Origin of the sequence: Pseudomonas sp. SG-MS2, from assembly GCF_009933855.1 — a bacterium.
GTDB classification, from domain to species: Bacteria; Pseudomonadota; Gammaproteobacteria; order Pseudomonadales; family Pseudomonadaceae; genus Aquipseudomonas; species Aquipseudomonas putida_E.
In genome coordinates this window covers 20053-45178 of sequence record NZ_MOMO01000234.1, presented here as the reverse complement: position 1 = coordinate 45178, position 25126 = coordinate 20053, and the positions used below count along the sequence as shown (strand labels likewise).

23 protein-coding genes and 1 pseudogene are annotated in these 25126 nt (G+C 61.7%); 13 read left to right on the top strand and 11 right to left on the bottom strand.

Features of this window, described 5'->3' with window-relative positions; genetic code table 11:
* Positions 1-17: 17 nt before the first annotated feature.
* Positions 18-1472, bottom strand: a complete 1455-nt coding sequence (gene pyk / locus BLX42_RS21110; RefSeq protein WP_039604343.1) for a pyruvate kinase — start codon at positions 1470-1472, stop codon at positions 18-20.
* Positions 1473-1643: 171 nt separating this feature from the next.
* On the opposite strand from pyk, the gene BLX42_RS21105 reads away from it, so the two are divergent.
* The 3 genes from BLX42_RS21105 to sbcB all read left to right on the top strand — a co-directional run bounded on the left by BLX42_RS21105 (position 1644) and on the right by sbcB (position 3996).
* Positions 1644-2030 carry a hypothetical protein gene (locus BLX42_RS21105; protein WP_046784899.1) on the top strand — a complete coding sequence of 129 codons (387 nt, stop codon included), beginning with the start codon at positions 1644-1646 and terminating at the stop codon, positions 2028-2030.
* A 123-nt stretch (positions 2031-2153) separates the two neighbouring features.
* On the top strand, positions 2154-2513 hold the full coding sequence (locus tag BLX42_RS21100; protein ID WP_046784962.1) for a PilZ domain-containing protein: 360 nt from the start codon (positions 2154-2156) through the stop codon (positions 2511-2513).
* A gap of 46 nt (positions 2514-2559) precedes the next feature.
* Positions 2560-3996, top strand: a complete 1437-nt coding sequence (gene sbcB / locus BLX42_RS21095; protein ID WP_115273665.1) for an exodeoxyribonuclease I — start codon at positions 2560-2562, stop codon at positions 3994-3996.
* Between the two features lie 80 nt (positions 3997-4076).
* On the opposite strand, the gene mvaT is transcribed toward sbcB, so the two are convergent.
* Positions 4077-4454: a histone-like nucleoid-structuring protein MvaT gene (gene mvaT / locus BLX42_RS21090; RefSeq protein ID WP_012312927.1), complete on the bottom strand. Its 378-nt coding sequence runs from the start codon at positions 4452-4454 to the stop codon at positions 4077-4079.
* A gap of 297 nt (positions 4455-4751) precedes the next feature.
* Between mvaT and purU the strand changes: the two genes are divergently transcribed.
* Positions 4752-5603: a formyltetrahydrofolate deformylase gene (gene purU / locus BLX42_RS21085; RefSeq protein WP_012312928.1), complete on the top strand. Its 852-nt coding sequence runs from the start codon at positions 4752-4754 to the stop codon at positions 5601-5603.
* Positions 5604-5652: 49 nt separating this feature from the next.
* Positions 5653-5886: a hypothetical protein gene (locus BLX42_RS26975; protein WP_168216569.1), complete on the top strand. Its 234-nt coding sequence runs from the start codon at positions 5653-5655 to the stop codon at positions 5884-5886.
* Here BLX42_RS26975 and BLX42_RS21080 read toward each other — a convergent pair.
* The 5 genes and pseudogenes from BLX42_RS21080 to BLX42_RS27285 all read right to left on the bottom strand — a co-directional run.
* Positions 5792-6784, bottom strand: coding sequence for a lysylphosphatidylglycerol synthase transmembrane domain-containing protein (locus tag BLX42_RS21080; RefSeq protein ID WP_161872541.1), 993 nt, complete (start codon positions 6782-6784; stop codon positions 5792-5794). The two genes, BLX42_RS26975 and BLX42_RS21080, sit on opposite strands and share 95 nt — an antisense overlap.
* Positions 6781-7545 (bottom strand): DUF2334 domain-containing protein, encoded by a 765-nt coding sequence (locus tag BLX42_RS21075; protein ID WP_161872540.1) that lies wholly within the window; start codon positions 7543-7545, stop codon positions 6781-6783. Before BLX42_RS21075 ends, BLX42_RS21080 begins: the two co-directional genes overlap by 4 nt.
* A complete protein-coding gene (locus BLX42_RS21070) occupies positions 7538-8659 on the bottom strand; it encodes a glycosyltransferase family 1 protein (RefSeq protein ID WP_046784903.1) in 1122 nt (373 codons plus the stop codon). Before BLX42_RS21070 ends, BLX42_RS21075 begins: the two co-directional genes overlap by 8 nt.
* A gap of 178 nt (positions 8660-8837) precedes the next feature.
* A complete protein-coding gene (locus BLX42_RS27290; RefSeq protein WP_371316836.1) occupies positions 8838-9602 on the bottom strand; it encodes a methyl-accepting chemotaxis protein in 765 nt (254 codons plus the stop codon).
* Positions 9603-9695: 93 nt separating this feature from the next.
* A pseudogene (locus tag BLX42_RS27285) lies at positions 9696-10568 on the bottom strand (cache domain-containing protein); the annotation flags it as partial.
* A gap of 309 nt (positions 10569-10877) precedes the next feature.
* Here BLX42_RS27285 and BLX42_RS21060 point away from each other — a divergent pair.
* Positions 10878-12353: a helicase HerA-like domain-containing protein gene (locus BLX42_RS21060; RefSeq protein ID WP_161872538.1), complete on the top strand. Its 1476-nt coding sequence runs from the start codon at positions 10878-10880 to the stop codon at positions 12351-12353.
* A 104-nt stretch (positions 12354-12457) separates the two neighbouring features.
* Here BLX42_RS21060 and BLX42_RS21055 read toward each other — a convergent pair whose 3' ends face one another.
* Together BLX42_RS21055 and BLX42_RS21050 are read right to left on the bottom strand one after the other, a co-directional pair.
* On the bottom strand, positions 12458-13930 hold the full coding sequence (locus tag BLX42_RS21055; protein ID WP_046784907.1) for an inorganic phosphate transporter: 1473 nt from the start codon (positions 13928-13930) through the stop codon (positions 12458-12460).
* Positions 13931-14247: 317 nt separating this feature from the next.
* The gene (locus BLX42_RS21050; protein ID WP_012312935.1) at positions 14248-14448 is read right to left on the bottom strand and encodes a hypothetical protein; all 201 of its coding nucleotides are present in this window, start codon (positions 14446-14448) and stop codon (positions 14248-14250) included.
* A gap of 466 nt (positions 14449-14914) precedes the next feature.
* Between BLX42_RS21050 and pcaR the strand changes: the two genes are divergently transcribed.
* From pcaR to pcaC, 7 genes are all read left to right on the top strand, one after another.
* A complete protein-coding gene (pcaR, locus tag BLX42_RS21045) occupies positions 14915-15790 on the top strand; it encodes a pca regulon transcriptional regulator PcaR (protein WP_046784908.1) in 876 nt (291 codons plus the stop codon).
* A 325-nt stretch (positions 15791-16115) separates the two neighbouring features.
* On the top strand, positions 16116-17459 hold the full coding sequence (locus tag BLX42_RS21040; protein WP_046784909.1) for an MFS transporter: 1344 nt from the start codon (positions 16116-16118) through the stop codon (positions 17457-17459).
* 218 nt (positions 17460-17677) lie between these two features.
* Positions 17678-18883: a 3-oxoadipyl-CoA thiolase gene (gene pcaF / locus BLX42_RS21035; RefSeq protein WP_177433159.1), complete on the top strand. Its 1206-nt coding sequence runs from the start codon at positions 17678-17680 to the stop codon at positions 18881-18883.
* Between the two features lie 188 nt (positions 18884-19071).
* The gene (locus tag BLX42_RS21030; RefSeq protein ID WP_046784911.1) at positions 19072-20361 is read left to right on the top strand and encodes an MFS family transporter; all 1290 of its coding nucleotides are present in this window, start codon (positions 19072-19074) and stop codon (positions 20359-20361) included.
* Between the two features lie 9 nt (positions 20362-20370).
* Positions 20371-21723: a 3-carboxy-cis,cis-muconate cycloisomerase gene (locus tag BLX42_RS21025; RefSeq protein ID WP_125924260.1), complete on the top strand. Its 1353-nt coding sequence runs from the start codon at positions 20371-20373 to the stop codon at positions 21721-21723.
* Positions 21724-21734: 11 nt separating this feature from the next.
* Positions 21735-22526, top strand: coding sequence for a 3-oxoadipate enol-lactonase (gene pcaD / locus BLX42_RS21020; RefSeq protein ID WP_115273673.1), 792 nt, complete (start codon positions 21735-21737; stop codon positions 22524-22526).
* 10 nt (positions 22527-22536) lie between these two features.
* Complete coding sequence (gene pcaC / locus BLX42_RS21015; protein WP_115273674.1) at positions 22537-22935, top strand: 4-carboxymuconolactone decarboxylase; 399 nt, start codon at positions 22537-22539, stop codon at positions 22933-22935.
* A 126-nt stretch (positions 22936-23061) separates the two neighbouring features.
* Here the strand turns inward: pcaC and BLX42_RS21010 are convergent, their stop codons facing one another.
* Together BLX42_RS21010 and BLX42_RS21005 are read right to left on the bottom strand one after the other, a co-directional pair.
* Positions 23062-23574 (bottom strand): DUF962 domain-containing protein, encoded by a 513-nt coding sequence (locus BLX42_RS21010; protein ID WP_046784915.1) that lies wholly within the window; start codon positions 23572-23574, stop codon positions 23062-23064.
* Between the two features lie 155 nt (positions 23575-23729).
* Positions 23730-24983 carry an OprD family porin gene (locus BLX42_RS21005; protein WP_161872537.1) on the bottom strand — a complete coding sequence of 418 codons (1254 nt, stop codon included), beginning with the start codon at positions 24981-24983 and terminating at the stop codon, positions 23730-23732.
* Between the last annotated feature and the right edge of the window lie 143 nt (positions 24984-25126).

The following is a 25126-nucleotide window of genomic DNA, read 5'->3' as shown; positions in this document are numbered from 1 at the left end:
GCGCCGGTTGAGGCAGATCAGCCGACCAGCGGATCACCGACATGCAGGATCTTCATGCCGTTGGTACCACCGATGGTGTGGTAGCTGTCGCCCTTGGTCAGGATCACCCAGTCACCTTGCGCCACCAGGCCACGCTTGAGCAGTTCGTCGACCGCCGCCTGGCTGACCTTGTCGGCCGGCAGCGAAGCCGGGTCGAACGCGATCGGGTAGACGCCGCGGAACATCGACGCGCGCGCCTGGGTAGCGCGGTGCGGCGACAGTGCGTAGATCGGCACGTGCGAGCGCAGGCGCGACATGATCAGCGGGGTGTAGCCACTCTCGGTGAGGGCGATGATCGCCTTGACGCCGGGGAAGTGGTTGGCGGTGTACATGGCCGCCAGGGCGATGCTTTCGTCGCAGCGCTCGAAGGTGGTGTGCAGGCGGTGGCTGGACTTCTGGCTGGTCGGGTGCTTTTCAGCGCCCAGGCAGATGCGCGCCATGGCCTGTACCGCTTCGATCGGGTAGGAACCGGCGGCGCTTTCGGCCGACAGCATCACCGCATCGGTGTTGTCCAGCACGGCGTTGGCCACGTCGGACACTTCGGCGCGGGTCGGCATCGGGTTCTGGATCATCGACTCCATCATCTGGGTCGCCACGATCACCGCCTTGTTGTTGCGGCGTGCGTGCTGGATGATCTTCTTCTGGATGGCGATCAGCTCGGCGTCGCCGATTTCCACGCCCAGGTCGCCACGGGCAACCATCACGGCATCGGAGGCGGCGATCAGCTTGTCGAGGGTTTCGTCGTCGGCAACGGCTTCGGCACGCTCGATCTTGGCCACCAGCCAGGCGCTGCCGCCGGACTCGTCGCGCAGCTTGCGGGCATATTCCATGTCGCTGGCGTCACGCGGGAAGGACACGGCCAGGTAGTCCAGGTCCATTTCCGCGGCCAGCTTGATGTCGGCCTTGTCTTTTTCGGTCAGGGCCGGCGCGGTCAGGCCGCCACCTTTGCGGTTGATGCCTTTGTGGTCCGACAGCGGGCCACCGATGATCACCACGCAGTGCAGTGCATCTGCGGTAGCGGTCTCGACGCGCATGACCACACGGCCGTCGTCGAGCAGCAGTTCGTCACCAACGCCGCAGTCCTTGACCAGGTCGGGATAGTCGATACCGACGATGTCCTGGTTGCCTTCGGTCAGCGGGTGGGCGGTGGAGAAGGTGAACTTGTCACCGATCTTCAGTTCGATGCGCTTGTTGCTGAACTTGGCGATGCGGATCTTCGGACCCTGCAGGTCGCCCAGCAATGCGACATGGCGGCCGTTCTTGGCAGCGATTTCACGGATCAGGCGGGCGCGCGCCTTGTGCTCGTCCGGGGTGCCGTGGGAAAAGTTCAGGCGTGCCACGTCCAGGCCAGCGAGGATCAGTTGTTCGATCACTTGCGGCGAATTGCTGGCGGGGCCGAGGGTGGCGACGATTTTGGTACGGCGGATGGTCATGCACAGACTCCTATAGTGAAGCGCAGCGAAAGGCTACTCCTGAATCGCCCTGTAGTCATTGTTCCGTTGCACTACCTGCAGGCGGGTACGATAGGGCAGCTGCAAGCTGCAAGTTGCAAGTTGAAGAAATATACCGGCACGCCGATATACTCTTTATTAAAGGAGATCCCCATGCGAGCCCTGATCGTTTTTGCCCTGGCGGCCAGCGCCGTCGGCTGTACCCGCTGGTCCATGGACCACCATCTGAACAACGCCTATCGTGCGTACGACCGAGGCGATTGCCAGCGGGTCATGCTCGAGCTGTCACAGGTCGATCGTACCAGCCGCGCGCGGCCGTTCATCCATCCGGAAGTGTCGTTGCTGCGGGGTCAGTGCCTGGAGCGCCAGAAGCTTTTCGTGGACGCAGCACAAACCTACGAATACCTGATCCAGCAGTATCCGCGCAACGAGTATGCCTACCGGGCCAAGGCGCGACTGCAGACTCTGGAGAAGCTGGGCCACTACCGCGCTGGCGAGGGTGCGATGGCCAGCCCGGTGAATACCTCTCCTTGGCGTTAACACCAAGGTATCGTTTATTTCACGGGATTTGCCGCGTGCGCTGCGTTAACCTGTAACTCAGTTGTTACAACAACCGCCAGTACCTCGTATTCCTGGCATCGGGTACGGACTGCAATTGTGACCATGTTCAATCAGCGTCATATCGAACGCCATCAGTTACCTTGTGTACTGAGGGTCTTCAACCGCTTTACCGATCAGCCGATCGGGCAGCTGGGCAATGCCTCGGAAGATGGCTTGATGTTGATCAGCCAGTTACCGGTGCTGGTGGGGCCGGATTTCGAGTTGCAGTTGCGCCTGCCGCTGCCCGGTGGTGGCTTTCAGTTCATCAACCTGACCGCCAGTTGCCTGTGGTGCCGTGAGGACCAGACGCCTGGCCATTACGATTCGGGCTTCATGCTGCTGCAGGCACCACGCGAATACGACGAATTCGTGCGCTCGTTGCGCGACTATTTCAGTTTCCACCCGGCCAACGCTTCCGTCTGAGGCCATGTCCGCTAGAATCGGGGCGACCTTTGATCAGGACGTCCCCGTGACCTCTAGCATTTTCTGGCACGACTACGAAACCACCGGTATCAACCCGCGCTGCGACAGGCCGTTGCAGGTGGCCGGAGTGCGCACCGACTTCGAGCTCAATGAGATCGACGAGCCGATCAGTCTTTATTGCCGCCCCAGCGACGATATCCTGCCGCACCCGGCGGCCTGCCTGGTGACGGGTATCACCCCCCAGCAACTGGCCAGCCAAGGCCTGTGCGAAGCCGAGTTCATGACGCGGGTGCACGCGCAACTGGCCCTCCCGGGGACCTGTGGCGCCGGTTACAACACCTTGCGCTTCGACGACGAGGTTACCCGCTACAGCCTGTACCGCAACTTCTTCGACCCCTATGCCCGGGAGTGGCAGGGCGGCAATAGCCGCTGGGACTTGATCGATGTGGTACGCACTGCTTATGCCCTTCGCCCTGAAGGCATCGTCTGGCCGCAACAGGACGGGCGCACCAGCCTGCGTCTTGAACTGCTCAGCAAGGCCAATGGCATCGAGCATGGGCATGCACACGAGGCACTTTCCGACGTGCGGGCCACCATCGCACTGGCGCGTCTGATCCGGCACAAGCAACCCAAGTTGTATGAGTGGCTGTTCCAGTTGCGCAGCAAGCACAAAGTGATGGAGCAAATCCGTCTGCTGCAGCCGTTGGTGCATATATCGGGGCGGTTCTCGGCGGCGCGCAATTATCTGGGGGTGGTCTTGCCTTTGGCCTGGCACCCACGTAATCGCAACGCGCTGATTGTGTGCGACCTGCAACAGGAAACCCTACCCTTATTAAGGGAAAGTGCCGAGGTGCTTCGTGAACGCTTGTACACGCGTCGTGAGGAATTGTCTGACGGGCAATTACCCATACCGCTGAAGTTGGTGCAGATCAATCGCTGCCCGGTAGTGGCGCCGCTCTCGGTATTGCGCGCGCCCGATCAGCAACGGCTCGGTATCGATTTGGCGCTCGTGCAATCACGCGCTGAAGAGTTGGCCAATCAACAGAATGCTTGGCAACACAAGCTGGAACACATTTACGGCAAGGACGACTTTGTTCCGAGTGACGATCCGGAACAGCAATTGTATGAAGGGTTTCTCGGCGACCGCGACCGCCGGCTGTGCGAACAAGTAAGAACGCTGGACCCTGCACAGTTGGGGCAAGGCCACTGGATGTTCGATGACCCGCGCATGCCTGAGTTGTTGTTCCGGTATCGGGCGCGCAACTTCCCGGAAACCTTGAATAGCGAAGAGCGGCAACGCTGGTATGGTTTCTGCCAGCAGCGGCTGAGCGATCCGCATTGGGGTGCACCCAACACGCTGGGTGACTTCGAGCAGGCGCGCCAAAGCGCCTGGGCCAACGCGGACGAGGCCGGGCGTCAGGTGCTGGATGCCTGGCAGGCGCATGCCCGACAACTGGCGGAGCAGTTTGCCATCAGTGTTTGAGTGGTTTTATACAAGCAAACAAAAACGCCGGCATCGTGCCGGCGTTTTTGTTTTTAGCAGTACAGCGATCGAGCGGACAATCAGTCCAGCAGGGTCGCCCAGCTTTCAACCACATCGCCACCCCATTTGGCTTTCCACTCTTTCAGGGTTTTGTGGTTGCCGCCTTTGGTTTCGATCACTTCACCATTGTGCGGGTTTTTGTATTGCTTGACCTTGCGCGCACGTTTGGTGGCGGTGGTCTTGACGGCGCCACGTGGCCCTTTGCTCAGTTTCGACTCCGGGTCGAGCAGGGCAATGACGTCGCGCAGCGATTTGGAGTATTCGCCCATCAGGGTGCGCAGTTTGCCTTCGAACTCCAGTTCTTTTTTCAGCTTGTCATCCTGCGACAGGTTGGCCAGGCGGGCCTGAAGTTCCTTGATGGCTTCTTCGGTGGCGCGGTATTCGTTGATCAGGGACATGGAGTGTTCCTTAATGCGTGTTCGGAAATGTGTGGAGCAATAATAGACAGGCGAAACTCTCAAGTAAACCTATTAATCAGTTCCTCAACTGTTTATGTCGCTGTGACAAAATATCTCAAGGTTAAAAAAATATTTACATAAGGCCCCGTAATTCGTCATGTTTCACCCTCGCTGTTGCAGCGTGCCGCAGCTTGCGTGTAAGCGAGGGGGCGGGCGGCGGTGGGGTGCAATGATTACTGCGTTTTTCCGGGCGGGCCGCTAGAATGAGCGCCTTTGCGAAGTTCTGGAGTCTTATTCATGCGCACCTATCGTCTGGTGATCGCTTGCCCCGACCGTGTTGGTATCGTGGCGAAAGTCAGTAATTTCCTGGCTTTGTACAATGGCTGGATCAACGAAGCGAGCCACCACTCCGATGAGCAGAGTGGCTGGTTCTTCATGCGCCATGAAATCCGCGCCGAATCGCTGCCATTTGGTATCGAGGCCTTCCGTGAAGCCTTCTCGCCGATCGCCGAAGAGTTTTCCATGGCCTGGCGCATTACTGACTCGGCTCAGAAAAAGCGCGTGGTGCTGATGGCGAGCCGCGAATCCCACTGCCTGGCTGACCTGTTGCACCGCTGGCACACCGATGAACTGGATTGCGAGATCCCCTGCGTGATTTCCAACCACAACGACCTGCGCAGCATGGTCGAGTGGCACGGCATCCCGTTCTTCCATGTACCGGTCGACCCGAAAGACAAGGCGCCTGCGTTTGCTGAAGTGTCGCGCCTGGTTCAGGAACATGCGGCCGATGTGGTGGTGCTGGCGCGTTACATGCAAATCCTGCCACCGCAGTTGTGCCAGGATTACGCCGAAAAAGTCATCAACATCCACCACAGCTTCCTGCCGTCGTTCGTCGGTGCCAAGCCTTACCACCAGGCCGCCCTGCGTGGGGTGAAGCTGATCGGTGCTACTTGCCACTACGTGACTGAAGAGCTGGACGCAGGCCCGATCATCGAGCAGGACGTGGTACGTGTGAGCCATGCCGACAGCATCGAGGACATGGTCCGCTTCGGCCGCGACGTCGAGAAGATGGTGCTTGCCCGTGGCCTGCGCTATCACTTGGAAGACCGCGTGCTGGTGCACGGCAACAAGACTGTCGTGTTCGACTGATACGGGCTTTGGGGCTGCAACGCAGCCCCAGCTATGCAGGGGATGCAACATGACAAGCTCACGCAACAAACCCACCGCATCAGCACCGCCCACCCTCGGTGAAGGCTGCCTTGCCCGCTATGACCCCGATGCCCTGAGCGAACAGGACGGCACCGATTTTCCCGGTGCCGCCGAGCTCTGGCGCCAGCTCAACCCGCCTGACGCCGCCAGCGCTCCAGTAGGGGGCGCGCCAGCAGGCAGACGAACACCGGCCCCCCGGCCAGCAGGTAAAAATAGTAAGTGACCGCACGCCAGATCAGGATCGCTGCGGCAGCGGTGGAGCTGCCCACCAGAGGCGTCAACAGGCTTGCCGATGTCAGCTCGGCGGCCCCGGCTCCGCCCGGCAGCAGGCTGAATTGCCCGGCACTGAGCGAGAGCATCTGCACCAGAAAACTCGGGATCCACGACAACTCCACGCCCAAGCCTTGCAACACCAGGTACAGCACGCTGTAGCGCAGGCTCCAGTGCGCGCAGGTGAGGGTGAACACAAGCACCAACGTGCTTTTGGGAAGCTGCCAGATCTGCGCCAAGGCATCGATGAAATGCAACAGCTTGCGTGCCCAGCGCCGTTTGCGCGCCGGCGCCATCCCCATGCGCTGCAAAAGCCGCCCGTTGAGGCGCATCACCGTCCGTCGGTAACGTAGCAGCGCCACTATTGCCGCCAGTGCCGAGCACAGCAACAGCGCGCTGCCCAGCAACATGCTCTGCTGGCTGCGGCCAAGGCTGTGGAACAGTGCGTAACCGGCTATTGCCAACATGGCACAGAAGAAGAACAGCAGGTCGTTCAACTGGTCCATGGCAAACACCGCGCCGCTGCGTGCCGGGCCGATACGGTCGCGGGCCAGCAGCGCCATGAGTGTCAGCGGCCCACCACTGCCGCCTGGGGTGGTGCAAATGGCGAATTCGGTGGCCATCACCACGCCGAGGCTGCGTACGTGCCCAAGCTTTGCTCCCTGCTGGCCAAGCAGCAGGCGCAGCCGCACGGCATTGATCACCCAGCACAGCAGGATCATGCCCAGCAGGGTCAGCATCAAGCCGGGGTCGAAGGCCTTGAGCCGGGGCAGCAGTTCGCTTCCCCCCAGCAGGGCCGGTATCACCATGGCCGTCACCAAAGCCATGGCCAGCCAGCCCAGACGGTTCATCCGTTTGCCTGGCGCTGTAGCCAGGCCGACTTGGTCAGGGGGGCGCGGCCTTGCATCAGCAGCTTGTCCAGCGTTCGCAGCCAGTAATCTCGTGAGGAGCGGTGGCGCATGTCCACCGGATGCAGCCCAAGGCGCAGGGTTTGCGCGTTGCGCCAGCGCCTGCATTGCCAGTCACAGACCACTCGCGACACGCTGCGGCGCCAGGCGCTGCGGGCACTCCAGACCAGGCCGGGGGCATTGAACGCAGTGAAGTCCGGCAAGCGATACAGGTGCTGTGGTGTGCTGGTGTAGCGCAACGGCAGTTGGCTCAGGGCCTGGCGGGTGCCTTGGCTCATCAGCCAGGCCGGGGCGACGAAGCCTGCGACGGGCCAGCCTTGCCGGGCGAAGACTTCAAGGCCGGCCTCCAGGCGTCGCATGGCCTGCGCCTGGTTCAAGGCATAGAATTCACCCTCATGGGTGTACAGGCGGCGCATGAAGTACTCACGCAGGCTGCTTGGCGATGGCCCATCGTCGGCGTGATACAAGCCATGCAACGCCAGTTCATCGCCACGCGCCAGGCGCCTTTCGAGCAGGCGGCAGAATGCTGGGGAGCCTGCCAGCGGGTTGCGGTGATGGAAGTTCGGCACTACCAGCCAGGTCATGGGCACATGGCCCATTTCGTCGACCGCCTGAACGAAGGGCTGGTAGTCCGGCCAGGTCTCAGGCGCGATATCGTGCAGCACGAGCATCAGGCTGCCCGGCGCGGTGCTGGCCTCAAGCATGGGCGCGTACCTGTGGTTGATGGCCAAGCACCGCTTGATAGTGCTGCAGCAGGCCGGCGACGACATTGTCCCACGAATAATGTTGCTCAACGTGGCTGCGGGCCTGGGCCCCGAGCTTGCGCACGCCGGCTTCGAACACCTCACGCACTGCAGTGGCCATGGCCTGCCCATCGTTTGCCCGGCACAGGCGCCCGCACTGCTCATTGACGATCTCGCCGAAGGCCCCGGCGTGCACGGCCACCACGGGAGTGGCGCTGGCCATTGCTTCAAGGATGACCAGGCCGAAGGTTTCCTGGTCGCCGGCATGCACCAGCAGGTCGGCGCTGGCCACCAGCCTGGCGACGTCCTGCGGCGCGCAGAATCGATTGATCACGCTGACGTTGTCAGGGACGTTGGCTGGCATGTTCGAGCCCACCAGCAACAGGTGGTAAGGGCGGCCAAGGCGCTGTATGCAATCGAGCAGTACGGGCAGGTTTTTTTCCCGCGAGCCACGGCCAGCGAAGACCAGCAGGCGACTGGTATCGGGTATGCCCAGTTCGGCGCGCAGTTGCGGGTCACGGTGTTGCGGGTTGAACGTGGCCAGATCGACGCCCAGGCGCTGCACATGGACATCGCGCACACCCAGGCGGCGAAGCTTGTCGGCCATCACCTGGCTGGGCGCCAGCACTCGGTCGAAATTGCCGTACAGCTTGCTGACATAGGCTTCTACATTTGGCATGAACCAGTTGCCCATGCGGTTGCTGACCAGCAGCGGCAAGTCGGAGTGATAGAAACCGATCACGGGTACATCCAGCTGACGCCGGGCCTCGAGGGCCGCCCAGGCGGTCAGGTAGGGGTCACCCACCTCGATGAGGTCGGGCTTGAGGCCGCGCAGCACATTGCACCAGGGGGCCAGCCGCACTGGGAAGCGGTAGCCTTTGCCGAAGGGCAGGGGCGGAGCCGGAACTTGATAGATGCCGTCTTCCTGGCGAGCGCTGGCTCCGGGAATCAACAGGCTGTGGCGTACGCCGTCAATGGCGTCGAGACGGTGGTGTTTGGCATCAAGATAAGTGCGTACGCCGCCGCTGGCCGGGGCGTAGAACATGGTGATGTCAGCGATGTGCACGATCAGCATCCCTCCGGGATCGACTTTTGGTCCGTCATCGGGCTGTAACAGGCCGGGGATGACGCGCCTAAGGTTGACCTACCTGAAGGATAGTTTGTTCGGTTGGGTTGGGTGGGAGCTGCAAGCTGCAAGCTGCAAGCAAGAGGCGGCGCCAAATCCGCTTTTACTTGCAGCTTGCCGCTTGGCGCTAGATGCGGAAGCTGCCTACCAGGTGCTTGAGGCGGGAGGCCTGCTGCTCCAGGTCCGAGCACGCCCGCAGGGTGGCCTGCAGGTTCTCGACCCCTTCCTGGTTGAGCATGTTGATCTCATTGATGTCCATGTTGATCGAGTCGACCACGGCTGTCTGCTCCTCGGTTGCAGTGGCCACCGACTGGTTCATGCCGTCGATTTCACCGATGCGCACGGTGACGCTGTCCAGGCGCTCACCGGCCTGGTTGGCGATCGCCATGCTGTCCTGGCTGTGGCGCTGGCTCTGGCCCATGGTATCGACCGACTCGCGGGCACCGACCTGCAGCTCCTCGATCATCGCCTGTACCTGTTGCGCCGACTCCTGGGTACGGTGCGCCAGGTTGCGTACTTCGTCGGCGACCACGGCAAAACCACGCCCGGCTTCTCCAGCCCGTGCGGCTTCGATGGCGGCGTTCAGCGCCAGCAGGTTGGTCTGTTGGGAAATACTGGTGATCACCTCAAGGATCTGGCCGATGTTCACCGTCTTGCTGTTGAGCGTTTCGATGTGCGCGCTGGAGGTGACGATCAGGTCCGACAGGCGATTCATCGCCTCGATATTGCGCGTCACGACTTGCTGGCCCTCTTCGGCCAGCAGGCGTGCAGAGCTTGCATGTTGCGAGGCCTGGGCGGCATTGCCGGCGATTTCCTGGGCGGCGGCGCCCAGTTCGTTGATGGCCGCGGCAACGCTGTTGGTGCGGTTGGACTGCTCGTCCGAGTTGGTCATCGACGAGTTGGAGGCGCTGATCACGCGCAGGGCCACTTCGTTGACCTGCTCGGTGGCCGAGGACACCTCGCGGATCGAGCCGTGGATGCGCTCGACGAAGCGGTTGAAGGCGGTGCCGAGGATGCCGAACTCATCATGGTTGTGGATTTTCAGGCGTTTGGTCAGGTCGCCTTCACCTTCGGCGATGTCTTCCATGGCGCGGGTCATGGTGAGCAAGGGTTGCATCAGCACGCGGATCAGCAGGCCCAGCAAGCCAATGATGATCACGACCGCCACCGCCGTGGCGATCACGGCCGACGTACGGAAGTTGCTGAGCATGGCAAAGGCTTTGTCCTTGTCCACCGACAGGCCGATGTACCAGTTGGCCGATGGCAGGCCCTTGATCGGGGTGAAGGTCAGCAGGCGGGTCTGGCCATCGGCCTCGATTTCGGTGAGCTCGCCGGTCAGTTTCGGCGTGTGCTGCGAGAACAGGTCCGACAGCGATTTCATGACCAGTGCCTTGTCCGGGTGCACCAGAATCTTGCCTTGGTCGTTGACCAGGAAGGCATAGCCCATGCCGCCGAAATTCAGCGAGTTGATGATCTGCACCAGGCCGTCCAGGGCCAGGTCGCCACCGACCACGCCGACACCCGCGGACACTTTGCTGAGGATGCCGATGACCATCTGGTTGGTGGTCATGTCGATGTAGGGCTCGGTGAGGATGGCGCCCGGGGCGCTCATGCCATCCTTGTACCAGGGGCGGGTGCGTGGGTCGTAGCCATCAGGCATCTTCGAGTCGGGTCGCACGCTGAAGCCACCGTCGACCTTGCCCAGGTAGACGGTCAGGAAGCTTGACGTCAGGGCGCTCTGGCCCATCAGCGTTTCTGCGCTGGCAGGTTGCTGGGCGATGTTCTGCGCCAGGTTTTCAACCAGTTTTATACGGCCTTCGAACAGGTTGCGAATGTTGTTCGAAGTGGATGTGCCCATTTCAGCCAGATAATTCTCCAGGTTTTCACGGATGGCATTACGCTGGAGATAGTCGTTGTAGAGGGTGAACAGGCTGAAGGCGAGTATCACGATCAGTGATGCGGCCAAAAGAATCTTGTGGCTGAAACGAAGGCTTTTGTTCATGGCGTGATCGGTTCCGCTAAGGTTTTTATCGGGCGTTCGCACGAGTACCGCTTAAAACAGTGCAACATCCCGAAAGTCCTTTCAGGGGTGTTCTGTCTTCAAAGGCGAATATCATCCAGAGCTATCGGCTGGTGGGTGGTCAAGCTTGAGCAGAGGATTAAAAAGATGTCGGAAACTTCGACCATAGTTGTAGGCGCTGGCCCGGATGGCCAGCCTGTGACTCAAGCCATGCGCCTGGCTAACCGCCATGGCCTGGTTGCCGGTGCCACCGGTACCGGCAAGACCGTGACCTTGCAACACCTGGCGGAGGTGTTCAGTGATGCTGGTGTGGCAGTGTTCGCCGCCGATGTCAAAGGTGACCTGTGCGGTGCCGGTGCGGCGGGTGCGCCCCAGGGCAAGGTGGCCGAGCGCATTGCCGGCATGCCTTGGCTGGGTTACAAGGCGCAGGCCTACCCGCTGAGCCTGTGGGATATCGCCGGGCAGTCCGGCCACCCGCTGCGCACCACCCTCAGTGAGATGGGGCCCCTGTTGCTCGGCAATCTGCTTGAGCTGACCGACAGCCAGCAGGCTGCGTTATATGCCGCATTCAAGGTGGCTGACCGTGACGGGTTGCTGCTGCTCGACCTCAAGGACCTCAAGGCGCTGCTGGCCCACCTTAAAGACAATCCCCAGTTGCTGGGCGAAGACAGTGCGCTGATGACCACGGCCTCGACCCAGGCATTGTTGCGGCGTTTGGCAACGCTGGAGCAACAGGGTGCCGAGGCGCTGTTCGGTGAGCCGGCATTGCAACTTGAGGACCTGTTGCGCACGGACGCTGATGGTCGTGGGCGAATTCACCTGCTCGATGCCAGCCGGTTGGTGCATGAGGCCCCGAAGGTATACGCCACCTTCCTGCTGTGGCTGCTGGCCGAGCTGTTCGAGCAGTTGCCGGAGCGAGGCGATGCCGACAAGCCGGTACTTGCGCTGTTTTTCGATGAAGCGCATCTACTGTTCAACGGCACCCCGAAAGCCCTGCAGGATCGCTTGGAACAGGTGGTTCGGCTGATTCGCTCCAAGGGCGTGGGGGTGTTCTTTGTCACCCAGTCGCCGGGCGATCTGCCCGACAGCGTGCTGGCCCAACTGGGGTTGCGCATCCAGCATGGGCTGCGGGCCTTTACCGCCAAGGAGCAGAAATCGCTGCGGGCCGTGGCAGACGGCTTTCGCCCGAACCCGGCATTCGACACTCTGGCAGTGCTGACCGAGCTGGGGATTGGCGAGGCTCTGGTGGGTACGCTTGAAGAAAGGGGCACTCCGGCGATGGTTCAGCGGGTGCTGATTGCGCCGCCGCAATCGCGAATCGGGCCGTTGGGTGTGGCCGAGCGTAGTGCGCTGATAGCAGGGTCACCGTTGGCGGGGCGCTATGACAAGCCTATTGACCGGGAGTCGGCGTACGAAATGCTGGCCCGGCGCAAAGGCGAGCCGGTAGAGCCCGTGCCGGCGCCCAAGGCGGATGATGACAGCCTGGTCGACAAGGCCGGGGATTTCTTGCAGAGCGCGGCGGGGCAGGCGATCAAGTCGGCGGTGCGTCAGGCGGCCAACCAGTTGGGGCGCCAGCTGGTGCGGGGGTTGATGGGGTCATTGCTCGGGGGCAAGAAGCGTTAGCATTCACAGGGACCGCGCAGCTCTTGAGGTCTGCGCTGTACCTGTGGGAGCCGGCTTGCCGGCGATGGGCCGCAAAGCGGCCCTTTTCACTGCGCCGCTATGGCTCAGCCCATCACCTTGGACGCCAGCCAGAACAGGCCAGCCGCCAGGCCCATCGTCGCCGGCAGGGTCAATACCCAGGCCAGCAGGATGGTTTTCACTGTGCCGCCTTGCAGGCCGCTCTTGTTGGCAACCATGGTGCCGGCCACGCCGGACGACAACACGTGGGTAGTCGAAACCGGCAGGGCGAACACGTTGGCCATGCCAATGGCGCATGCTGCGGTGATCTGGGCCGACATGCCCTGGGCATAGGTCATGCCCTGTTTGCCGATCTTCTCGCCTACGGTCAGTACCACGCGTTTCCAGCCGACCATGGTGCCCAGGCCCAGAGCCAGGGCGACGGCAACGATTACCCAGAACGGGGCATATTCGGTGGTGGCGGTGAGGTCCTTGCGCAATTTGTCGAGGTCGGCCTTTTCACGCGCATCCAGCCCCGGCAGCTTGCCGACCTTCTTCGCCGTGTCATCCAGGCACAGCAGATAGCGGCGCACTTCCACGCGCTTGTCGGCTTCCAGGGCACGGTAATCGGTCACGCCCTGCAGCGAGGATTGCAGTGCGGCGATGGTGGGTTCGGTCTGTTGCGGGTTGCAACTGAACTGCTCCGGCAGGTCGCTGGCTTGCGCCTTGCCCAGTGCCAGGAACTCGCCCAGGGTGGCGGCGTTGCGCTGGTAGAACTGGCTCAGGTGCATCGTCGCGTCGCGGGTGCGCTCGATCTGGTAGGTGGTGCTGTTCAGGTCGAGCACGAACTTGGCCGGAACAATGCCGATCAGTACCAGCATGATCAGGCCGATGCCTTTCTGGCCATCGTTGGAGCCGTGTACGAAGCTCACGCCCATTGCCGAAATCACCAGCACCAGGCGGTTCCAGAAGGGGGGATGCTTCTTGTCGTCGAGCTTGCGGCGCTGCTCTGGCGTCTTGTGCATCTTCGACAGCGGGCGCCACCATTTCAGGCCGAGCAGCAACAGCGCAGCCACAGCAAAGCCGGCCATGGGCGAAATGACCAGGGACATGGCGATGTCGATCGCCTTCTGCCAGTTGACGCCGTCACCCAAGGGAATGTCGCTGATCAGGGCATTGGCCAGGCCCACGCCAAGGATCGAACCGATCAAGGTGTGCGAGCTCGAGGCCGGGATGCCGAAATACCAGGTACCCAGGTTCCAGGTGATGGCCGCAGCCAGCAACGAGAAGACCATGGCCAGGCCATGCCCGGTGTTCACATTGATCAGCAGCTCGACCGGCAGCAGGTGAACGATGGCGTAAGCCACCCCGACACCGCCCAGCAGAACGCCAAGGAAGTTGAACACCCCGGAGAAGAACACGGCCAGGTGTGGTGGCATGGCTTTGGTATAGATGACGGTGGCTACCGCGTTGGCGGTGTCATGAAAGCCATTGATGAACTCGAATGCGAGCACGAAGGTCAGGGCGAGCAGCAGGCTCACCAATACCCAGGCATCCAGTCCGCTGAATAAATCGATCATGAAGGTTGTCTGGCGGTCATTTGGGGGGCGGGATTATGCCAGAAAACCTTGGCAATCGATGCACCCGCAGCTGACCGATGGCAGTCTTTTGACCGACTTCCAAGCATTGGCGTCCACGGAGTAAAGCGTAGAAGGTTTCACTAAAAATCACAAAAAACGCCGAATTTCGCCGTTTTCCTGCAAACGGGAATGGCTAATCATGATTCAAACAGCTGTATGAAATTTGTGTAATTCCATTTCATACTCGGCCTTTTGGTAACGATCGGTGCCAGGGGCGCCGCCCTCGACCGCGAATGCAATTGCGCGCGGCAAGCCGCTCAGGTGTCTTCGTTGCGCAACTCTTTCTCCATCTTCTCCAGTTCCTGGTTGAAGGCCTGATCCTGGACCGTGGCCCGTTTGCGCCAAGGTTTGCGCTCCGGTTCCGGTTGAGCGGCGTAAGTGGTGACTTCACCACCATAAACTTCCTTGTAACGTTCAGCCTGGCGCTCCAGTTCCGCGCGCAGTTCATCTTTCGTCACAGTAGTACCTGAATGTAAAAGTGGCCGGTAGTGCGTGCACGTGCACGTTGCCCATGCACAGGGCGTGCTGGTCGTCGGATAAGGGTCAGGCCGTAAGTGCCTTGCCCGAATGCGGATCCGGGCCAGCCGACTGGATTATAGCAATCGATAAAACGCCAGACAGTGTTATTTACCCAGCCCTTACAACCGTCGTTCAAGTTGCGGGTAATGGCTGCTTGTGCAAAGTTTGAACGGCCGGCGCTTGGAAAGTTCGCTTATGTTCAGATGCCAGGCAGGGAAATAAAAACGGCCTCGCACAAAGGCGAGGCCGTTGCCTGGGGACTTCTACGGTGGGTACCTGACCAGTCTCTCCAAAGAAGCCACAAGTGGCAGAAGAAAGGTATAAGCAAACGTGTCAGCGGTCAATTGCGATTATCGGCCGTTTGTTCGATAATCGCACGAAGCAGCGATTTTTTTGAGGTGAGCGATGAGTGACGAAATCCCGGCCAACGAAACTGCCAGCCCAGAGTCGGTGCGCCCGAGCGCCCCTGCCTTGGCGCCGCCAATCGTGGCCTCGCCAGCCAAGCGCATTCAGGCATTTACCGGTGACCCGGATTTCATGACTTCGCTGGCGCGGGGGCTTGCCGTGATCCAGGCATTCCAGGAGCGCAAGCGCCACCTGACCATCGCTCAGATCAGCCACCGCACCGAGATCCCACGAGCGGCGGTGCGTCGTTGTTTGCATACGCTGATCAAGCTCGGCTATGCCACGACCGATGGGCGTACCTATTCGCTGCTACCCAAGGTGCTGACCCTTGGCCACGCCTACCTTTCGTCGACGCCCTTGGCGATGTCGGCCCAACCTTATCTGGACCGCATCAGCGATCAGTTGCACGAGGCTGCCAACATGGCCACCCTCGAAGGCGACGACATTCTTTATATAGCCCGTTCGGCCACTGTGGAGCGGTTGATATCGGTCGATCTGTCAGTCGGTGGGCGGCTGCCGGCCTACTGCACGTCGATGGGGCGCATTCTGTTGGCAGCGATGGACGACACCAGCTTGCGCGAGTACCTTGACCGCGCCGACCTCAAGGCCCGCACCAGCCGTACCTTGCATGATCCGGAGTCGCTGTTCGCTTGCATTCAGCAGGTGCGTGAGCAGGGCTGGTGCGTGGTCGACCAGGAACTGGAGCAGGGGCTGCGTTCGATAGCGGTGCCGATTTATGATGCGTCCGGGCAGGTGCTTGCGGCGTTGAATGTCAGTACCCATGTGGGGCGTGTAAGCCGAAGCGAGCTGGAGCAGCGCTTCTTGCCGATCCTGCTGGCATCCAGTCGCGATCTTTGTCATCAGTTGTTTGGCTGAAACACGTACAGCCCGTCTTGCCGTTGTGCACTGTTATCGAACATGCCAACCGTTTCCTGTTCGATAAACGCACAGTGTCGCTCTGGACGAATTGCGCGCCCTCCATTGGCTGATTAATGTCTCTCGCAGCGGTCGGCTGTGCCGACCGAACAAGAAAAACACAAGAGGCGCACATCATGACCACTGTCACTTCGCTGCTGCGGCCGCACCCGCACGCAGTTGTGTTGTATCCAGGCTGACTCAGGCCGCATTTCTTCGACTTTGAACCCTGTACCGGTTGCCCTTGTGCAGTGGCTCGACTGTGCCCAATTTCTGGATAACAACAATGAACAAGCCACAATCTGTCGGGAACTGCCTCGACGTTCAATCCTTCATCAATGAACAACCGCTGTCGCGCTACCAGTGGCGCGTGGTGATCCTTTGCTTCCTGATTGTCTTCCTCGACGGTCTGGATACTGCGGCCATGGGCTTTATCGCTCCGGCATTGTCCCAGGAATGGGGTATCGACCGCGCCAGCCTTGGCCCGGTGATGAGCGCCGCATTGATCGGGATGGTGTTCGGTGCCTTGGGGTCAGGGCCGCTGGCCGACCGCTTTGGCCGCAAGGTCGTGCTGGTAGGTGCGGTGTTGGTGTTCGGTGGTTTCAGCCTGGCCTCGGCCTACGCCAGCAACGTCGACCAGTTGCTGATGCTGCGCTTTCTGACCGGCCTCGGGCTGGGTGCCGGTATGCCCAATGCCACCACACTGCTTTCCGAATACACCCCAGAGCGCCTCAAGTCACTGTTGGTGACCAGCATGTTCTGCGGTTTCAACCTGGGCATGGCCGGTGGTGGGTTCATTTCCGCGAAGATGATCCCGGCCTACGGCTGGCATAGCCTGTTGGTGGTGGGCGGTGTGCTGCCGCTGCTGCTGGTTGTGGTGCTGATGGTCTGGCTGCCTGAGTCGGCACGCTTTCTGGTTGTACGCAACCGCGGTACCGACAAGGTGCGCAAGACCCTGGCGCCGATTGCACCGGCCGTCGTAGCGCAGGCAGCCAGCTTCAGTGTGCCGGAACAGAAGGCTGTGGCCGCGCGTAACGTGTTCGCAGTGATCTTCTCCGGCACCTATGGCCTGGGTACGATGCTGCTGTGGCTGACCTACTTCATGGGCCTGGTCATTGTCTACCTGCTGACCAGCTGGCTGCCGACGCTGATGCGTGACAGCGGCGCAAGCATGGAGCAGGCCGCGTTCATCGGTGCGCTGTTCCAGTTCGGTGGTGTCCTCAGTGCCGTGGCAGTAGGCTGGGCCATGGACCGTTACAACCCGCACAAGGTCATCGGTATCTTCTACTTGCTGGCTGGCGTGTTCGCTTATGCGGTAGGGCAGAGCCTGGGCAACATTACCGTGCTTGCCACTCTGGTGCTGGTAGCCGGGATGTGTGTGAACGGCGCGCAATCGGCCATGCCTTCGCTGGCGGCGCGGTTCTATCCGACCCAAGCGCGTGCCACCGGTGTTTCCTGGATGCTCGGCATCGGCCGCTTTGGCGCGATTCTCGGCGCCTGGAGTGGCGCGACCCTGCTTGGCCTGGGCTGGAACTTCGAGCAGGTGCTGACGGCATTGCTGGTGCCAGCTGCGCTGGCCGCGGTAGGCGTGATCGTGAAAGGCCTGGTGAGCCACGCCGACGCAACCTGAGCCTGCGCTGACGGGCCGCGCTGCGGCCCCTTGGGAAAGGGTGGCTGGACGACAATATGTTCGATAAACGCACGGATAGTCGATTATCGGATTGTCAGCGACCCGCCACTCTCCTTAATCTGAGCCCAACGTAGCACCCTGAACCGAGGTCGAGCTGGGTGCGCTGCGTGACTTTGAACCCGCACCGCCGAGGCCCATGGCCCACTGGCAGGAGAAGCTTGATGCGCGACGTATTTATCTGTGACGCTATTCGCACCCCCATCGGCCGCTTCGGCGGCGCCTTGGCCGGCGTGCGTGCCGATGATCTGGCCGCTGTACCGCTCAAGGCGCTGATCGAGCGTAACCCGGGTGTGCAGTGGGATCAGGTCGACGAAGTGTTTTTTGGCTGTGCCAACCAGGCCGGTGAAGATAACCGCAACGTGGCACGCATGGCCCTGCTGCTGGCGGGCCTGCCCGAGAGTATCCCGGGTGTGACCCTGAACCGCCTGTGCGCCTCGGGTATGGACGCCATCGGTACTGCATTCCGTGCCATCGCCAGCGGCGAGATGGAGCTGGCCATTGCCGGCGGCGTCGAGTCCATGTCGCGCGCGCCGTTTGTCATGGGCAAAGCCGAAAGCGCCTACTCGCGCAACATGAAGCTTGAAGACACGACCATCGGCTGGCGCTTCATCAACCCGCTGATGAAGAGCCAGTACGGTGTGGACTCCATGCCTGAAACCGCTGATAACGTCGCAGACGATTACCAGGTTTCGCGTGCCGACCAGGATGCCTTCGCCCTGCGCAGCCAGCAGAAGGCCGCCGCAGCCCAGGCTGCCGGCTTCTTCGCCGAAGAAATCGTGCCTGTGCGTATCGCCCACAAGAAGGGCGAAACCATCGTCGAGCGCGATGAGCATCTGCGCCCGGAAACCACCCTTGAGGCACTGGCCAAGCTCAAACCGGTCAACGGCCCGGATAAGACGGTCACCGCTGGCAATGCCTCGGGCGTGAACGACGGTGCTGCGGCACTGATCCTGGCCTCGGCTGAAGCGGTGAAGAAGCACGGCCTGACCCCGCGTGCCCGTGTTCTGGGCATGGCCAGCGGCGGTGTAGCGCCACGGGTGATGGGCATTGGCCCAGTACCGGCGGTGCGCAAGCTGACCGAGCGCCTGGGTGTAGCCATGAGCGATTTCGATGTGATCGAGCTCAACGAAGCGTTTGCCAGCCAAGGCCTGGCGGTGCTGCGTGAGCTGGGCGTGGCCGATGATGCGCCGCAGGTGAACCCCAACGGCGGTGCGATTGCCCTGGGCCACCCGCTGGGCATGAGTGGTGCGCGCCTGGTGCTGACTGCACTGCACCAACTGGAGAAGAGCGGCGGGCGCAAGGGCTTGGCGACCATGTGTGTCGGTGTTGGCCAAGGTCTGGCGTTGGCCATCGAGCGGGTTTGACCTGTTCCGGCCTTTTCGCGGGACAAGCCCGTTCTCACAGGGGACCACGCCTCTCTTGTGGGCGCGGGCTTGGCCCGCGAAAAGGCCGGACTTATGCGACACAAGGCCAATAGCCAGCCCGGAAGCGGAACGAGTGTGTTACTAAGTGTGTCTAGACCTACTTAGCACACTCCAGGAGTAAAGCCGTCATGACCTCAACCTACTACACCGGTGAAGAGCGCAGTAAGCGCATCTTCGCCATCGTCGGTGCCTCTTCAGGCAACCTGGTGGAATGGTTCGACTTCTATGTCTACGCCTTCTGTGCAATCTATTTTGCGCCGGCCTTCTTCCCCTCTGACGACCCCACTGTTCAGTTGCTCAATACCGCGGGCGTGTTTGCCGCTGGCTTCCTGATGCGGCCAATCGGTGGCTGGATCTTCGGTCGCCTGGCGGACCGCCATGGCCGCAAGAATTCCCTGATGATCTCGGTGCTGATGATGTGTTTCGGCTCCTTGATGATTGCCTGTTTACCCACCTACTCGAGCATTGGCACCTGGGCCCCGGCATTGCTGTTGCTGGCCCGCTTGATTCAGGGCCTGTCGGTAGGCGGCGAGTACGGCACCACTGCGACCTACATGAGTGAGGTGGCGCTGCGTGGCCAGCGTGGTTTCTTTGCTTCGTTCCAGTATGTCACCCTGATCGGCGGCCAACTGCTGGCAGTGCTGGTGGTGGTGATCCTTCAGCAACTGCTGACCGAAGACGAACTGCGCGCCTGGGGCTGGCGCATTCCGTTCGTGGTCGGCTCCATCGCTGCACTGATCTCGCTGATGCTGCGCCGCTCGCTGCACGAGACCAGCAGCGCCGAAGCCCGCAAGGACAAGGACGCAGGTTCCATCAAAGGCCTGTTCCGCAACCACACGGCAGCCTTCATCACCGTGCTCGGCTATACCGCCGGTGGCTCGCTGATCTTCTATACCTTCACTACGTACATGCAGAAGTACCTGGTCAACACTGCGGGCATGACCGCGAAGAACGCCAGCTTCGTGATGACCGGCGCCTTATTCCTGTACATGGTGATGCAGCCGTTCTTCGGCATGCTCTCCGACCGTATCGGCCGACGTAACTCGATGCTGCTGTTCGGTGCCTTGGGGACGCTGTTCACCGTGCCGTTGCTGATGGCGTTGAAGACCGTCAGTAGCCCGTTCATGGCCTTCGTACTGGTGACCCTGGCACTGTGCATCGTCAGTTTCTACACCTCGATCAGTGGCCTGGTGAAGGCCGAGATGTTCCCGCCGCAGGTGCGTGCGCTTGGTGTAGGCCTGGCTTACGCGGTAGCCAACGCAATGTTCGGCGGCTCGGCCGAGTATGTGGCCCTGGGCTTGAAAAGCCTGGGTATGGAGAACACCTTTTACTGGTACGTGACGGCGATGATGGCAATCGCGTTCCTGTTCAGCCTGCGCCTGCCGAAACAGGCGGCGTACCTGCACCATGATGATTAAGGACGTTGCATGAGCAACCTACTGTTCGACGCCTATTTCACCGCCCCGGCCATGCGCGAGATCTTTTCCGACCGCGGCCGTCTGCAGGGCATGCTCGATTTCGAAGCTGCCCTGGCCCGTGCCGAGGCTGCTGCCGGCCTGGTGCCGCACAGCGCGGTAGCGGCCATCGAGGCGGCCTGCCAGGCCGAGCGCTTTGACGTTCGCGCGCTCGCCGATGCCATTGCCACGGCAGGCAACTCGGCAATCCCGCTGGTCAAGGCGCTGGGCAAGGTGATCGCCAGTGGTGTTCCCGAGGCCGAACGCTATGTGCACTTGGGCGCCACCAGCCAGGATGCGATGGATACCGGGCTGGTGCTGCAGTTGCGTGATGCACTGGCGCTGATCGAGGCTGACCTCGCCACGCTGGCCGAAACCTTGTCGCGCCAGGCCCTGCTGCACGCCGACACACCGCTGGTGGGGCGTACCTGGCTGCAGCACGCCACCCCGGTGACCCTGGGCATGAAGCTTGCCGGCATACTGGGCGCCGTTACGCGCCACCGCCAACGGCTGCAGGAGCTGCGTCCGCGCTTGCTGGTGCTGCAGTTCGGTGGCGCTTCCGGCAGCCTGGCGGCCTTGGGCAGCAAAGCGTTGCCGGTCGCCGAGGGCCTGGCCGCACAGTTGCAACTGACCTTGCCCGAGCAACCCTGGCACACCCAGCGCGACCGCCTGGTGGAGTTCGCCTCGGTGCTGGGCCTTATTGCCGGTAGCCTGGGCAAGCTGGGCCGCGATGTCAGCCTGCTGATGCAGACCGAGGCGGGCGAGGTGTTCGAGCCTTCCGCGCCTGGCAAGGGTGGGTCGTCGACCATGCCGCACAAGCGCAACCCGGTGGGCGCTGCAGTGCTGATCGGTGCCGCCACCCGGGTGCCGGGGCTGCTATCGACGCTTTACGCAGCCATGCCCCAGGAGCACGAGCGCAGCCTCGGCCTGTGGCATGCCGAGTGGGAAACACTGCCGGAGATCTGCTGCCTGGTTTCAGGCGCCTTGCGCCAGGCCCAGGTGATCGTCGAAGGCATGGAGGTGGACGCCGAGCGCATGCGCCGTAACCTCGACCTGACCCAGGGCCTGGTGCTGGCCGAGGCGGTGAGCATCGTCCTGGCCCAACGCCTTGGCCGCGACCGCGCCCATCACTTGCTCGAGCAATGCTGCCAGCGCGCCGTGGCCGAACAGCGCCATTTGCGCGCTGTGCTGGGCGACGAGCCGCAGGTGACCGCCGAACTGACTGAACAAGAGCTAGACCGTCTGCTCGACCCTGCCCATTACCTTGGCCAGGCCCGCGTCTGGGTGGCGCGCGCCGTGGCTGAACATCAACGTTTCACTGCCTGAAGGAGACCGCTGTGGCGCATTTGCAACTGGCCGATGGCGTACTGAACTATCGACTCGATGGCCCGGACGATGCCCCGGTGCTGGTGCTGTCCAACTCCCTGGGGACTGACCTGGGCATGTGGGACAGTCAGATTCCGCTGTGGAGCGAGCACTTGCGTGTACTGCGTTACGACACTCGCGGTCACGGCGCTTCGCTGGTCACCGATGGCCCATACAGCATCGAGCAACTGGGCGGCGATGTGCTGGCGCTGCTCGATGCACTGGATATCCGGCATGCCCACTTCGTCGGCTTGTCCATGGGTGGCCTGATCGGCCAGTGGCTGGGTATCAATGCGGGCGAGCGTCTGCACAGCCTGACCCTGTGCAATACCGCGGCCAAGATCGCCAATGACGAAGTGTGGAATACCCGCATCGACATGGTGCTCAAAGGCGGCCAGCAGGCCATGGCCGACCTGCGCGACGCCTCGATCGCTCGCTGGTTCACCCCCGCGTTTGCCCAGGCCCAACCTGAGCAGGCGCAGCGCATCTGCCAGATGCTCGCGCAGACCTCTCCACAGGGCTACGCCGCCAACTGCGCGGCAGTACGCGACGCCGATTACCGTGAGCAACTCGGCCGTATCCAGGTGCCTACGTTGGTCGTTGCCGGTACCGAGGACGTGGTGACCACGCCGGAACATGGCCGCTTCATGCAGGCCGCGATCATCGGTGCCACCTATGCCGAATTCCCGGCAGCGCACCTTTCCAATGTCGAGATCGGCGAGGCGTTCAGCCTTCGCGTGCTTGACTTCCTGCTGGCTCGCTGAGGAATCTGCCATGGATGAGAAACAACGTTACGACGCCGGCATGCAAGTACGCCGCACAGTACTCGGCGATGCCCACGTGGATCGCAGCCTGGAGAAACTCAACGACTTCAATGGCGAGTTCCAGGAAATGATCACTCGCCATGCCTGGGGTGATATCTGGACCCGCCCAGGCCTGCCACGGCACACGCGTAGCCTGATCACCATCGCCATGCTGATCGGCATGAACCGCAACGATGAACTCAAGCTGCACCTGCGCGCGGCGGCCAACAACGGCGTGACCCGTGAAGAGATCAAGGAAGTGCTGATGCAGAGCGCTATCTACTGTGGTATTCCAGCAGCCAATGCCACCTTCCACCTGGCAGAATCGGTGTGGGATGAGTTGGGTGTAGAGTCTCGTCAACAGTCGTGAAGCTCACGCAACACCCGTAGGAGCGGCCTTGTGTCGCGAAGGGCTGCGAAGCGGCCCCAGGATGGTTGTAGCGTCGCGGAAAGTGATGGGGCCGCTTCGCGGCCCTTTCGCGACACAAGGCCGCTCCTACGCAGAGCGCAGCGCCACCGGCCCGGCATTGGCCTCAACTGCATGCTTGAGCGCCGGGCACATTCCCAGCATGAACGCCGCCTCCGCCACCACGAACAGCGGCCCGATGATCAGCCCGCTGATATCGTCGACGAACGCTGGCTTGCGGCCTTCGTAGTAATGCCCGACGAACTGGATGATCCAGCCCACCACAAATGCCCCTGCCCCAGCACTGAGCCACAGCGCGGTGCTTTGCAGCGCCAGTGCCTGGCCAACCCACAGGCACAGCCCCAGCAGCAAGCCCATCACCAGCCCGAAACGCAGGTCCAGGCGCAGGTAGAACCACACCGACGCTGCCGCTGCCACAAGGGCAGGGGACAGCCAGATCCCGGCGACGTCCCAGCCCGGGCGCGACAGCAGGATGGTCACGGCCAGCACGATCAGCGGAATGCCGACGAAGTGGGTAGCGATATTGCGTGGGTCGCGGTGGTAGCTGGCGTATTGGCTCAGGTGTTCAACGAGGTTTTTCATTGTTGTTCCTCCCTGGGTGGCCTGTTTGCATGGTGTAGCCTGTGCCGCACTGTTGGCGGGCACAGGCCACTCATACTGCTCAGGATAGCCTGTGGCGCACCACTATCATCAGCTTAGCGAATGGTGGCAGTGCGCATGGCTGATGGCCGGTGAGATCACAACAGGTTCAGCGGGTAACTCACGATCAACCGGTTCTCATCGAACGCGTTGGTGCTGAAGTCCCTGCGCATGGTGGAGTTGCGCCATTTCAGCGAAAGGTCCTTGAATGACCCCGACTGCACCACGTAGGCCAGTTCGGTTTCCCGCGCCCATTCCTTGCCGTCGTCGATGCTGCCAGAGGTGACATTGTCACCCTTGATGTAGCGGTTCATCAGGGTCAGGCCGGGGATACCGACGGTGACGAAGTTGAAGTCATGGCGCACCTGCCAGGAACGTTCCTTGGCATTGTCGAAGCTGGAGTTGTAGCTGTCGTTGGCCAGGGTGCCACCGCTGGTGCCGTTGACCCGCAACCAGGCATCGTCGCCACTGACTTTCTGCAGGCCGACGTAGAAGGTGTTGCCCTTGTAGCGTGCCGAGAGCATGGCCGAGGCCGTGCGGTTGTCCAGCTGGCCTGCGCGTTCGGCCCCGTCTTCTTTGCCGATGAAATAGCCGAGGTTGGAGCCCAGGGTCCATTCGCCCAGCGGCTGGCTATGCACCAGGTTGATGTATTGCTGACGGTAGATGTCCTTGAGCTGGGCATCCCACAGGCCGATCATCGTGCGCTTGTCGTTGAAGGTATATTCGCCACCGCCGAAGTTGAAACGATCGGACGTGAACGCCGCCCGCCCATTGAGCGACATGTCTTCCATGCTGGCGTCGTTGCGCGGGCTGTTGGCGCGGAACTGGCCCGCGTACAGGGTCAGGCCCTCGATTTCTTTCGAGGTGAGCTGGCCACCGCGGAAGGTCTGCGGCAGCGAGCGGCCGTCATCCGAGCGCAGGATCGGCAGCACGGGCATCCATTCGCCAACTTTCAGTTCGGTCTGCGACAGCTTGGCTTTCAGTGCGACGCCCAGGCGGCCGAAGTCGTCGGCGGGCCGGCCGTCATCGTGGACCGGTAGCAGGTTGGTATTGGTGGTGCCCTTACCGCCGTCGAGCTTGACCGAATACATGCCCAGTACATCCACGCCGAAACCTACGACGCCCTGGGTGAAGCCGGAGCGGGCATCGAGGATGAAGCTTTGCGTCCATTCCTCTCCCTTGGCCTGGGAGTGAGCCGGGTCGACGAAGTTGCGGTTGATGTAGAAGTTGCGCAGGTTGAGGGTGGCCTTGGCGTCCTCCATGAAACCGCCTTCGGCGGCCAATGCGGGGAGGGCGCAGGACATGGCCAACAGGCCGGGCAGCAGCTGGCGTGCGGGGTGCGAAATGCTCATCTGTCGTGGATCTCTTGTTTTTATTGGCGAACCGGTGCGCTGCAGAGTGCGGTCTGCAGGGCGGGTTTTTTGATCAAATTGGCAACGTGTTGCTGGAGAGGATGGTGCGGGGAGGGCGGCAGTGAGGCAATTCGTCGCAAGCG